The sequence below is a fragment of the Achromobacter sp. 1L-A-4-B-C2 genome (genome assembly GCF_057291955.1).
On sequence record NZ_JBXAWP010000001.1, the window covers coordinates 1,099,101 to 1,111,593 of the forward strand.

Annotated in this window: 11 protein-coding genes; 10 read left to right on the plus strand and 1 reads right to left on the minus strand. The window is 66.5% G+C overall.

Features of this window, described 5'->3' with window-relative positions; translation table 11 throughout:
• The first annotated feature begins 57 nt into the window (after positions 1-57).
• The 10 genes from AC0Z35_RS05015 (at position 58) to lpdA (ending at position 11,434) form a co-directional block, all read left to right on the plus strand.
• On the plus strand, positions 58-1,293 hold the full coding sequence (locus AC0Z35_RS05015) for a branched-chain amino acid ABC transporter substrate-binding protein (RefSeq protein WP_219991281.1): 1,236 nt from the start codon (positions 58-60) through the stop codon (positions 1,291-1,293).
• A gap of 148 nt (positions 1,294-1,441) precedes the next feature.
• On the plus strand, positions 1,442-2,383 hold the full coding sequence (locus AC0Z35_RS05020) for a branched-chain amino acid ABC transporter permease (RefSeq protein WP_046803280.1): 942 nt from the start codon (positions 1,442-1,444) through the stop codon (positions 2,381-2,383).
• Complete coding sequence (locus AC0Z35_RS05025) at positions 2,380-3,648, plus strand: branched-chain amino acid ABC transporter permease (RefSeq protein ID WP_485131188.1); 1,269 nt, start codon at positions 2,380-2,382, stop codon at positions 3,646-3,648. Before AC0Z35_RS05020 ends, AC0Z35_RS05025 begins: the two co-directional genes overlap by 4 nt.
• Entirely contained in the window at positions 3,645-4,397 is a 753-nt protein-coding gene (locus AC0Z35_RS05030) for an ABC transporter ATP-binding protein (protein ID WP_046803278.1), read from the plus strand. The genes AC0Z35_RS05025 and AC0Z35_RS05030 overlap by 4 nt, the downstream gene beginning before the upstream one ends.
• Entirely contained in the window at positions 4,394-5,125 is a 732-nt protein-coding gene (locus AC0Z35_RS05035) for an ABC transporter ATP-binding protein (protein ID WP_485131187.1), read from the plus strand. The genes AC0Z35_RS05030 and AC0Z35_RS05035 overlap by 4 nt, the downstream gene beginning before the upstream one ends.
• 36 nt (positions 5,126-5,161) lie before the next feature.
• Positions 5,162-5,950: an SDR family NAD(P)-dependent oxidoreductase gene (locus AC0Z35_RS05040; protein ID WP_046803276.1), complete on the plus strand. Its 789-nt coding sequence runs from the start codon at positions 5,162-5,164 to the stop codon at positions 5,948-5,950.
• Between the two features lie 37 nt (positions 5,951-5,987).
• Positions 5,988-8,171 (plus strand): alpha-ketoacid dehydrogenase subunit alpha/beta, encoded by a 2,184-nt coding sequence (locus AC0Z35_RS05045; RefSeq protein WP_104141697.1) that lies wholly within the window; start codon positions 5,988-5,990, stop codon positions 8,169-8,171.
• Positions 8,168-8,656 (plus strand): VOC family protein, encoded by a 489-nt coding sequence (locus AC0Z35_RS05050; RefSeq protein WP_046803274.1) that lies wholly within the window; start codon positions 8,168-8,170, stop codon positions 8,654-8,656. The genes AC0Z35_RS05045 and AC0Z35_RS05050 overlap by 4 nt, the downstream gene beginning before the upstream one ends.
• A gap of 10 nt (positions 8,657-8,666) precedes the next feature.
• Entirely contained in the window at positions 8,667-10,028 is a 1,362-nt protein-coding gene (locus AC0Z35_RS05055; RefSeq protein WP_485131186.1) for a pyruvate dehydrogenase complex dihydrolipoamide acetyltransferase, read from the plus strand.
• Between the two features lie 8 nt (positions 10,029-10,036).
• Positions 10,037-11,434: a dihydrolipoyl dehydrogenase gene (gene lpdA / locus AC0Z35_RS05060; RefSeq protein WP_485131185.1), complete on the plus strand. Its 1,398-nt coding sequence runs from the start codon at positions 10,037-10,039 to the stop codon at positions 11,432-11,434.
• A gap of 122 nt (positions 11,435-11,556) precedes the next feature.
• Here the strand turns inward: lpdA and AC0Z35_RS05065 are convergent, their stop codons facing one another.
• On the minus strand, positions 11,557-12,438 hold the full coding sequence (locus AC0Z35_RS05065) for a LysR substrate-binding domain-containing protein (protein ID WP_485131184.1): 882 nt from the start codon (positions 12,436-12,438) through the stop codon (positions 11,557-11,559).
• Positions 12,439-12,493 lie beyond the last annotated feature (55 nt).

Here is a 12,493-nt window from a genome sequence, read left to right on the forward strand (position 1 = left end):
GGTCGCACGCATCTTTACGTACGCACACACCACTCCCGTTCCACGGAGGAGACACGCATGAAATTGGCTTTCACTACCGGCCTGCTGTGCCTGGCCGGCATCGCCGCATCGGCGCACGCCGCACCCGTCAAGGTCGGCCTGATCGAGACGCTGTCGGGCCCGCAGGCCTCGACCGGCCTGATGTTCCGCGCCGCGGTCAAATATGAGCTGGACCGCATCAACGCCGCCGGCGGCTGGAACGGCCAGCCGCTGGAATTGGTCGAGTTCGATAACCAGGGCGGCCCGGTGGGCGCGTCCGACCGTTTCCGCGCCGCCGCCGCCGAAGGCGTGCAGGTGTTGGTGCAGGGCTCGTCGTCCGCCATTTCGGGCCAACTGACCGAAGACGTGCGCAAGCACAACCTGCGCAACCCGGGCAAGGAAGTCGTCTTTCTGAACGTGGGCGGCGAAGCGCTGGAATTGACCGGCCAGAAGTGCCACTTCTATCACTTCCGCTTCACCACCAACGCCGATTTGCGCGTGAAGTCGCTGGCGTCGGTGATGTCGGCCGACGGCACGCTCGGCAAGCGCGTGTACGCCATCAACCAGAACTATTCCTGGGGCCAGGACATGGAAGGCGCCACCGAGCGCTTTGCCAAGCAGTACGGCTATGAAGTGGTGGGGAAGACGCTGCACGAAGTCAACAAGATCCAGGACTTCGCGCCCTACGTGGCGCGCATCCGTTCCGCCACGCCCGACACCGTCATCACCGGCAACTGGTCCAACGACCTGCTGTTGCTGATGAAGGCCACGCAATCCGCCGGCCTGAAAGTGCGCTTTGCCACCGTGTTCCTGGACCAGGTGGGTAACCTGGCCAACGCCGGCGACGTGGCCCTGGGCCACTACATCGCGCACCCGTACAACATCGAAGCCGCCGGCGACGAAGGCGCCAAGTTCGCCGAGGACTACAAGTCCAAGACAGGCCACTACCCCAGCTACACCGAACCGCAGACCGTCATCGGCGTGCGCTTCCTGGGTGAAGCGCTAAAGCAGGTCAAGCCCAAGGACGGCAAGCTGTCCGTGCCGGACCTGGCGCTGGCGCTGGAAAAGGTCACCTACACGTCTGCGCTGGGCACCTACACGATGCGCGCCGAAGACCACCAGGTGCAGCTGCCGATGGTGGTGTCCAAGGTCAGCAAGAACGCCAAGTACAAGGCCGACGGCACCGACATGGGCTTTGAGCCGGTGAAGGTGCTGGCGGCGGCGGACGTGTCCGCCCCGGTGCAGGCCACCTGCAAGATGCAGCGTCCGCAATAAGACGCCAGGCAAGGCGGCGCGCAACCTGCGCGCTCGCCTTGTTCGTCGCCTGACAAAAAAGCGCACCGCCGGCGCGGGCCGGAAAAACAAGGTGCGTAATGGATCGCGCAAGCCACGGGCTTGAGCGCGAAAGATTTATGGAGCGGACATGGAATACTTTACCGTCTCGCTGTTGAACGGCGTGATTTACGGCCTGCTGCTATTCATGGTGTCGGCGGGCCTGACACTGATTTTTGGAATGATGGGCGTGTTGAATTTTGCACACGCCTCGTTCTACATGATTGGCGCATACGCCGCCTACACGCTGACGCCCGTCACGGGTTTCTGGACGGCGCTGGTGCTGGCCACGATCATCTCGGGCGTGCTGGGCATGGGCGTCGAACGCTTTTTCCTGCGCCGCGTGCACAAGTTCGGCCACGCGCAGGAACTGCTGGTGACTTTTGGCCTGGCGTTCATCGTGGCCGAGCTCATCAAGCTGTTCTACGGCGACTTTCCGGTTGATTACCGCGTGCCGTCCTTCCTGAACTTCGCGGCCTTTCGCGTGTTCGATGCGGACTACCCCTTCTATCGCCTGCTGATGGGCGGCGTGTCGCTGGCGATGTTTGCCGTCATCTACCTGCTGCTGTCGCGCACTCGCGTGGGCATTGTGGTGCGCTCGGCCATCTATCGGCCGCGCATGGCCGAAGCGCTGGGCCACAACGTGCCGCTGGTTTTCATGAGCGTGTTCGGCGTGGGCGCGGCGATGGCCGGGCTGGCGGGCGCGGTGGCCGGCGCGTTCTACACCACCAACCCGAACATGGCGCTTGAGCTGGGCGTGCTGGTGTTCGTGGTGGTCGTCGTAGGCGGCCTGGGGTCGCTGGAAGGCGCCATGATCGCCTCGCTGCTGATCGGCCTGATCAGTTCGTTCTCGGTGGGTATCGACGCCAGCCTGGCGTCCCTGTTCGGCCTGTTCGGCGCGGGCGAATGGGCTGAAAGCGTAGGCGGTTTGATGACCGTGAAGATTTCCAGCCTGGCCGCCACCCTGCCCTTCCTGCTCATGCTGGTGGTGCTGCTGGTCAAGCCGTCGGGCCTGAAAGGAGAACAGGCATGAGCCAGACCCGTATTGCATCCGGCGCGCTGCTGCTGATCGTTTGCGTGGCGGCGTTGTGCGCCTTGCCGTGGCTGCTGCCGCCCGGCCAGTTGGTGGCGGCGGTGCAGATGTTGATCGCCGCGCTGTTCGCCTGCGCCTTCAACCTGCTGGCGGGCCAGGGCGGCATGCTGTCCTTCGGCCACGCCGCGTACTTCGGCGTGGGCACCTTTGCCACCATTCACGCCATGAACGCGTTGGGCGGCGCGGGCTTGTTGCCCACGCCATTGATGCCGCTGGTGGGCGGCGTGGCCGGCCTGCTGTTCGGCCTTGTCGCGGGCTGGTTCGCCACCATGCGTTCCGGCGTCTACTTTTCCATGATCACGTTGGCGCTGGCTGAACTGCTGCACGCGCTGGCGCCGCATTTGAAAGGCGTGTTCGGTGGCGAAGCGGGCGTGTCCGCCATGCGCATGCCGGCCTGGGGTTTTACCTTCGGGTCCGACATCGAGGTCTATTTCCTGGTGCTGGCCTGGGTGCTGATATCGCTGGCCGCGCTGTATGGCCTGACCCGCACGCCCTTGGGCCGGCTGACGCTGGGCCTGCGCGAAAACGCCAACCGGCTGCGCTATCTGGGCTATCGCCCGCATGCGCTCAAGACGATGGTGTTTGCGTTGTCGGCCATGTTCGCCGGCATCGCGGGCGGCTTGCAGGCGTTGAACATCGAAGCGGGTAACTACGTGCTGTTCGAGGTCAAGCTGTCGACCGACGCGGTGCTGTTCGCCTACATCGGCGGCGTCAACGCGTTCCTGGGTCCGGTGCTGGGCGCGGCGACACTGACATTCCTGTCGCAGACGCTGGCCGACATTACCCGTTCCTGGTTGCTGTACCAGGGCATTCTGTTCGTGCTGGTGATGCTGTTCGTGCCGGACGGCCTGGTGGGCCTGGTGCAGCGCGCCGCCAAGTCGCTGCGCGAACGGGGCCTGGCCAACTGGCTGCCGCGCGCCGTCGTGTCCGTGGCTGCCGGCCTGCTGCTGACCGCCGCCACCGTCTTCCTGGTAGAGCTGCTGCAACGCATGTTCGCGCGCGACTACCGCGCGCTGCTGGCCATGAACCCGGATGCAGGCTGGCCCCCCATTTCGCTGTTCGGTCACGACTGGGCTCCGCTGGCTTTGTCTACCTGGCTGGTGCCCTTGGCCCTGTTCGCCACGGGCCTCTTGGCGTGTCGCTGGGCGCTGGCCCTGTGGCGCGACGACGGCGATGCCGCCCCCGTGCTGGAGCCCGCAAAATGAGCCATTCCATCCTGACCCTGACCGACGTGCGCAAGTCCTTTGGCCAAGCGCAGATCATTCGCGGCGTGAACCTGGCCATTGAAGCCGGCGAGCGCCATGCGGTCATCGGCCCCAACGGCGCGGGCAAGTCGACCCTGTTCCACCTGATGTCGGGTTCGTTCGCGCCCACTTCCGGTGACATCAACCTGCGTTCGCGCGCCATCGGCGGCTTGTCCCCCGAAGCCATCAACCGCCTGGGCCTGGCCCGCTCGTTCCAGATCACCAACGTGTTTCCGCGCCTGTCCGTGCGCGAAAACCTGCGCCTGGCGGTGTTGCGCATGCATGGGCTGGTCTACAACTTCTGGCGTCCCATTGCGCGGCACCGCGCCGTCAATGAAGACGTGGACCGCCTGCTGGAAAAAGTGCGGCTGACGGCCAAGCAGCAAACCGCCGCGGGCGACCTGAACTATTCCGAGCAGCGCTCGCTGGAAATCGGCATGACGCTGGCTTCGCGCCCGAAGGTCATTCTGCTGGACGAGCCCATGGCCGGCATGTCGCAACACGAAGTCGATTACACGGTGGAGCTGATCAAGGACGTCACACGCGACTGCACCTTGCTGATCGTCGAGCACGACATGCAGGTGGTGTTCTCGCTGGCCGACCGCATCAGCGTGCTGGTGTACGGCGAAATTCTTGCCACGGGTACGCCCGCCGACATCCGTGGCGACGCCCGCGTGCGCGAAGCGTATCTGGGAGAGGAAACGGTATGACGACGCAAGCCTCACTACAAACGCCCCTGCTCAGCCTGCACGGCGTGCATGCCCATTACGGCAAGAGCCACATCCTGCACGGCATCGATCTATCCATCGGGCACGGCGAAGTCGTCAGCCTGCTGGGGCGCAACGGCGCCGGCCGCTCCACCACCATGAAAAGCATCATGGGCCTGGTGGACGTAACCGGCGGGCACATCGCCATTGAAGGGCACGACATCACCAACAAGCGTCCCTTTGAAATCGCGCGCGCCGGCGTGGGCTTCGTGCCCGAGGAACGCGAGGTCTTCGCCAACCTGACCGTGGACGAAAACCTGCGCATGGGCGAACAGCCCAAGCGCGACGACGCGCCCCATTGGACGGTGGCGCAGATGTTCGACTACTTCCCGCGCCTGAAGGAACGCAGCAACACAAAGGCCGGCAACCTGTCGGGCGGTGAACAGCAGATGCTGACGATGTGCCGTTCGCTGCTGGGCAACCCCAAGGTCATGCTGATCGACGAACCCACCGAAGGGCTGGCGCCGAAGATCGTGGAAGTGATCGCCGACGTCATCCGCGATATCCACAAGCGCGGCGTGTCGGTGGTGCTGGTGGAGCAGAAGCTGACGATCGCGCTGAAGGTATCGACGCGCGTCAGCGTCATGGGCCACGGCCGCATCGTGTTCGAAGGACCGCCCGCGCAGTTGCATGAGCGCCAGGACGTGGTCCAGGAATGGCTGGCGGTCTGACCCCGCCGCAACGCACAACCTTTACAGGCATCTACCTTGGACCACACCACAGAAGTCATCCATAGCGACCTGCGCGGCCAACGCGTCGTCATCACCGGCGGCGCCAAGGGCATTGGCCTGGCCACCGCCCACGCGTTCGTGCGCCAGGGCGCGCGCGTGGCCTTGCTGGACATGGACGCCGCCGCGCTGGCGGCCGCCGTGGCCGAACTGACCTCGGCCGGCGGCCAGGCCATGGCCGTGCAGGCGTCCGTCACCGACGCCGACGCCGTCGAGCGCGCGTTTGCGCAGGTCGAACAGGCCTGGGGCGGCGTTGACGTGCTGGTCAACAACGCCGGCATCTCGGCCAACAAGCCCACGCTGGAAGTCACCGTGGACGAATGGCGCCGCGCCGTGGACATCAACCTGACCGGCGTGTTCCTGTGCGCGCAGGCCGCCGGACGCCGCATGGTGCCGGCCGGCGCGGGCAGCATCATCAACCTGGCATCGATGTACGGCGTGGTGGCGGCGCCCGACCGCGCCGCGTACTGCGCCACGAAGGGCGCGGTGGTGCTGCTGACCGAAACGCTGGCCGTGGAATGGGGCCCGATGGGCGTACGCGTGAACGCGCTGGCCCCCGGCTACGTCGAGACCGATCTGGTGCGCGACCTGGCCGCGCGTGGCCGCCTGGACCCCGAACGCCTGAAGCAGCGCACCCCGCTGCGCCGCATGGCGCAGCCGGCCGAAATGGCCGACCTGGCGGTTTTCCTGGCTTCACGCCAGGCCGCCTACATCACCGGACACACCCTGGTGGCCGACGGCGGCTGGAGCCGCTACAGCTACCTCTAACCGCACCGACGCTTAAAAACATTCTGGAGATTCACTCATGGCCACCTACCAATCGCTTGAGCCCCAAGCGCCCTGGCGGCAACTGACGGTCGAGGCGCGTGACTGGCAGCAGGCGGACCCCGCCCTGCTGGGCACGATGCTGACCCAGCTGCACTGGATCCGCGCCTTTGAAGAGGCCGTGCTGGACCTGGCCGCCGAAGGCCTGGTGCACGGCCCCGCGCATTCGTCCGTGGGCCAGGAAGGCGGCGCCGTCGGATCGGTGCTGGCGCTGGGCGCGGGCGACCAGATCAACGGCTCGCATCGCGGCCACCATCAATTTCTGGCCAAGGCGCTGCAACACGTGGCGCCGCTGGGCCTGGACCCGCGCAACCCGCTGACGCCCGCCATCGACGACGTGCTGCAAAAGACGCTGGCTGAAATCATGGGCCTGGCGCAAGGCTTCTGCCGGGGCCGTGGCGGCAGCATGCACTTGCGCTGGCTGGAAGCGGGCGCGCTGGGCACCAACGCCATCGTGGGCGGCGGCGTGCCGCTGGCGGCGGGCGCGGGCTGGGCACACAAGCACGCCGGCACCGACCGCGTGGCCGTGACCTACTTTGGTGACGGCGCGGTGAACATCGGCTCGGTCCTGGAAACGATGAACCTGACGGCCGCATGGAAAACGCCGCTGTGCTTTTTCATCGAGAACAACCGCTACGCGGTGTCGACCACGGTGGAAGAATCCACCGCCGAACCGCGCCTGTCCGCACGCGGCCTGGCGTTCAATATTCCGTCGTGGAAAGTCGACGGCATGGACCCGCTGGCCGTGCACCTGGCCATGTCCGAAGCCGTGGCGCACATGCGCGCCGGCAACGGCCCGACGATTGTCGAAGTGGACGTGTACCGCTTCTTCCACCAGAACGGCCCCTTCCCCGGCAGCGCCTTCGGCTACCGCACCAAAGACGAAGAATCCCAGTGGCGCCAACGTGATCCGCTGGACAAGATCGCTACCGAAATGATCGGCCGCAAACTGATCACGCAAGCCGAAGTGGATGCGCTGCGCCAGCGCTGCAAGGACGTCATGAAAGACGTGTGCGGCCGCCTGACCGAAGCCGCTGACGGCGGCAAGCGCCGCGTGCGCGCCGACCTGTGGCCGCGCCCCGACTTCCGCGACGTGGGCCTGCGCAGCGACGGCGCCGAATTGGCCGGCCTGCGCTACCAGGACGCCGACGACCACACGGGCGCGAAAGTCGAACGCAAGTTTGTCGACGCGGTGGCAGACGTGCTGGACCGCCGCATGGAAACGGACGCTGGCGTGGTTGTGCTGGGCGAAGACGTGCACCGCTTGAAGGGCGGTACCAACGGCGCCACGCGCGGGCTGAAGGACAAGTACCCCGACCGCGTGCTGGGCACGCCCATCTCCGAGAACGCGTTCGCGGGCCTGGGCGGCGGCCTGGCGATGGACGGGCGCTACAAACCCATCGTTGAATTCATGTACCCCGACTTCATGTGGGTGGCGGCTGACCAGATCTTCAACCAGATCGGCAAGGCCCGTCACATGTTTGGCGGCGACATCGACGTGCCGTTCGTGCTGCGCACCAAGGTTGCGATGGGCACGGGCTATGGCTCGCAACACTCGATGGACCCAGCCGGCATCTTCGCCACGGCGCCGGGCTGGCGCATCGTGGCGCCGTCCACGCCGTATGACTACGTGGGCCTGATGAATACCGCGCTGGCCTCGAAGGACCCCGTGCTGGTGATCGAACACGTGGACCTGTACGCCTCGACGGGCGAGGTGCCGGACGGCGACCTGGACTACGCCATTCCGTTCGGCAAGGCGCGCGTGCGCCGCACGGGCGGCAAGGTCACCATCCTGACGTACCTGTCGATGGTCAGCCGCGCGTTGAAGGCGGCCGAAGAGGCGGGCGTGGATGCCGAGGTCATCGACCTGCGCACGCTGGACCGCGCCAGCCTGGACTGGGACACCATCGGCGCTAGCATCCAGAAGACCAACAACGTGCTGATCGTGGAGCAAGGCGCGCGCGGCACGTCGTACGGCGCGATGCTGTCCGATGAAATCCAGCGCCGCTATTTCGACTGGCTGGATCAGCCGATCAAGCGCGTGACGGGTGGCGAGGCGTCGCCCAGCATCTCGAAGGTGCTGGAACGCGCGGCGTTCGCGGACACCGAAGAAGTGCTGGCCGGGCTGGCCGACGTGCTGGCCGATCTGGGGGAACAGGCATGAACGCGATGCACATGACCGTGCCGATGGAAGTCGGCATCTGCTGCCGGGATCTGGACGCGCTGCTGGCGTTCTACACCGACGTCGTCGGCCTGAAGCTGGTGAACCGCGTCAGCGTGCCCGCCGACAAGGCACGGGCAACGGGCCTTACCGCGCATGGCTATGACGTGGCGCGCTTGCAGACGCCGTACGGCGAACGCATCAAGCTGCTGCAACCGAGCGTGGCGCCGGAGACGGCCGTGCGCGGCGCGGCAATCCTGGATCGCCAGGGCGCCACCTACCTGACCTTCATCGTGCGCGACCTGGCAGGGGTGGTGCGCAACCTGCAAGCCCGGGGCGTGGTCTTCGACAGCACGCCCGCGCCCATGGAAGTGCGCCCCGGCACGTGGCTGGCGTTCTTCCGCGACCCCGAAGGCAACGTGCTGGAACTGGTCGAATACGACGACCCCGCCGACTACCGGCCCGATCTGGCCGGCGCCGCCAACTAGGAGGAACATCGTGGCTCACCTAATCAAGCTCCCCTCTGTTGCCGCCGATACCTCGGGCGGCAACCTGCACCAGTGGCTCAAGCAGGAAGGCGACACGGTCGCCGTCGGCGATGCGCTGGCGGAAATCGAAACCGAAAAGGCCATCGTCGAAATCAACGCCGAGCATGCGGGCGTGCTGGCCCGCATCGTGGTCCCGGCCGGCGCGGCGTCGGTGCCGATCAACACGGTAATCGGCGTGCTGCTGGCCGAAGGCGAAGATGCCTCGGCGGTTGATCGCGCGTTGGCGGAACATGGCGGGGCGGCTGCTGCGGCGGCGGCGTCCGCTGCTGGGGCAACGTCCGCGGCGAAATCTGCGGGCTCATCCGCTGCTGGTTCATCCGCTGCTGGTTCATCGGCTGCTGGCTCATCCGGCTCATCTGGCTCATCGGCTGCCGCCGCCGGGCCTGCGGGAGCACCCGTGGCCCCGCCCCCCTTGCCCTCTGATGCTGCTCCCGCCTCCACCGCCCCCGTTCCCGGTGGCCGCTTGTTCGCCAGCCCCCTGGCGCGCCGCCTGGCCGCGCAGTGGCATGTGGACCTGCTGGGCGTGACCGGCACCGGCCCGCATGGCCGCATCGTGCGCCGCGACGTGGAAGCCGCGCGCAACCGTGCGCCGTCGCCCACCGCTACCGCCACGCCACCGTCCGGCCGTCCCGCCGCGCGCCGCGTGCCGCACACCGGCATGCGCCGCGCCATCGCGCGCCGCCTGACGGAAAGCAAGCAGAACGTGCCGCACTTCTACCTGTCGGTGGACTGCAAGATGGACGCGCTGCTGGCCCTGCGCGCGCAAGCGAATCACGGCGGCGCGGTCAAGCTGTCGGTCAACGATTTCATCGTGCGCGCCGCCGCCTTGGCACTGCGCGAAGTGCCCGAAGTGAATGTCAGCTGGCACGAAGACGCCATCGAATATCACGCGGGCGCCGACATCTCGGTGGCCGTCGCCACCGACGGCGGCCTGGTCACGCCCATCGTGCGCGACGCGGACATCAAGTCCCTGTCGGCCATTGCCGGTGAAATCGTCGAGCTGGCCGGGCGCGCCAAGATCAACCGCCTGAAGCCCGAGGAATTCACGGGCGGCTCGCTGACGGTCAGCAACCTGGGCATGTACGGCATCAGCCAATTTGCCGCCATCATCAACCCGCCGCAGGCCGCCATCCTGGCCGTCGGCGCGGCCGAACGGCGGCCCGTCGTCGGCGACAACGGCGAACTGGTCGCCGCCACCGTCATGACTGTGACCTTGTCCGCCGACCACCGCGCGGTGGACGGCGCGGTGGGCGCGCGCTGGCTGGCTGCCTTGCGCACGCTGATCGAAAACCCCGTGCGCATTTTGCTGTGAGCCCCACGATGACGAAGAACGTGTTTGATGTGGTCGTCGTCGGCGGCGGCCCCGGCGGCTACGTGGCCGCCATCCGCGCCGCGCAGCTGGGCATGTCGGTGGCCTTGGTGGAACGCGCCGAGCTGGGCGGCATCTGCCTGAATTGGGGCTGCATACCCACCAAGGCCTTGCTGCACAGCGCAACGGTGCTGCGCGCCTGCCAGGAAGCGTCACACTACGGCGTCACCGGCGCTGGCGAGGCGCGCGCCGACCTTGCCGCGATGGTGGCGCGGTCGCGCAAGGTGGCGGGCCGGCTAGGCCAGGGTGTGGCGCATCTGATGAAGAAAAACGGCGTGACGGTGTTCGCCGCGCGCGCGCAATTGGCCGGCGCGGGCAAGCTGGCGCTGGACAACGGCGCGACCCTGTCCGCCAAGCACATCATCCTGGCGACCGGTGCGCGCGCTCGCGAACTGCCCGCGTTGCCGCTGGGCGAGCGCATCTGGGCCTACCGCCAGGCCCTGGCGCCCACCCAGATCCCGAAGACGTTGCTTGTTGTGGGCGCGGGCGCCATCGGCGCGGAGTTCGCCAGCTTCTACCGCGCCATTGGTTCGGACGTGACACTGATCGACATGACGCCCGAAATTCTGCCGCAAGAAGACGCAGAAATTTCGCAGCTGGCGCGCAAGGCGTTCGAGAAACAAGGCATCCGCGTGCTGACGCAATGCGCCGTCACCGCCTCGTCGCCAAGCGCCACGGGCGTCAACGTGACGCTGGAACATCAAGGTAAAAAGACGCAGCTTGAGGTGGACCGCGTCATCGTCGCGGCCGGCATTGTCGGCAACGTTGAAGACCTGGGCTTGGAGAAGACGCGGGTGCAGGTCGAGAAGACCCACATCGTCACCGATGCACACTGCCGCACCGGCGAACCCGGCGTCTACGCCATCGGCGACGTGGCCGGCGCGCCCTGGCTTGCCCACAAGGCCAGCCATGAAGGCGTGCTGTGCGTGGAAGCCATCGCGGGCAAGACGGTGCACGCCATCGATCCGCTGCGCATCCCCGCCTGCACGTATTCATACCCGCAAGTGGCCAGCATCGGCATGACGGAAGCCCGCGCGCGCGAACACGCCAAGGCCCACGGCGGCGAGATCCGCGTTGGCAAATTCACCTTTGCCGGCAACGGCAAGGCCATCGCCATGGGCGAAGACCAAGGGCTGGTCAAGACCGTATTCGATGCGACGTCAGGCGAACTGCTGGGCGCGCACATCATCCATCCCGAAGCGTCCGAGCTGATCACCGGCTATGGCGTGGCGGCGTCGTTGGAAGCCACCGAGGAAGACTTGATGCACACCGTGTTCGCCCATCCGACGCTGTCGGAAACACTGCACGAATCGGTGCTGGCTGCGTTCGGACGGGCGCTGCACGCGTAAGGAGCAGAAGGCGGCATGCGAGCGGAGCCGCCTTCACTTCGACCTTCGCGCGGCTTGCATGGCTGTGCAAGCCGCGCGCCAGAAACGCTTCAGGAGCGCTTTAAGAACGCGTCAAGAACGCCTCAAACCCGCTGCGCAAAGAAATCCAGAAAGCACGCAATGCGCCGCGACAGCTGCGTGTTGCGGTGGTACACGGCGTGCATCGGTTGCAGGTGATCGCTGTACACGCCTTCCATCACCTTCACCAACCTGCCCGCCGCGATATCTTCGCGCACCACGAAATCCGACAGGCAGGCGATGCCCACGCCGCGTAGCGCCAACTGGCGCTGCGTTTCTCCGCTTGATGTGGCCAGCGTCGGCGTCGCCTGAAAGCTGGAGCCGCCCGCGTGCTTGAGCGGCCACAGGTTCAGGCTTTCGGGCTGCGTAAAGCCCAACACTTCATGCCGCGCCAGATCCTCAACCGTTTCCGGCGCGCCGCGCCGCGCGATGTAGTCGGGACTGGCCATCATCCAGCGCGGCGACGGCCGCAATACGCGCGCATGCAAAGTGGAATCCGTCAGCGGCCCCATGCGAATCGCGATGTCGGTGCGGTGCTCCATCAGGTCCACGATGCGATCGTTGCTGGTCAGCTCCAACGTAATCTCGGGATACTCGCGCCGGAATTCCCCCACGTGCGGCACCACGCAATGCAGCATCACCGGCACCGACGCATCCACCCGCAACCTGCCCGCCGGCCGCTGATGCACCATGCGCATGCACTCTTCGGCCTCGTCCAGCGACGCGACAATCTGCCGCGCCTTGGGCAAGAAGTGCGCGCCCTCTTCGGTCAGCTCCATGCGCCGCGTGGTGCGGTTCAGCAGCATCACGCCCAGGTCCTCTTCCAGCCGTGCCAAGGCCCGGCTGACTCCCGACGCCGTGTGCCCCAGCAGCTCGGCCGCGGCGCTAAGCGACCCGGCGTCCACCACGCCGAGAAACACGCGCAATGCATCGGAATTCAAAGCCATGTGGTGCGTCCTTGGGGCCCAAAAAACAGCCTGTCTGTTGTATATCGAATTTACA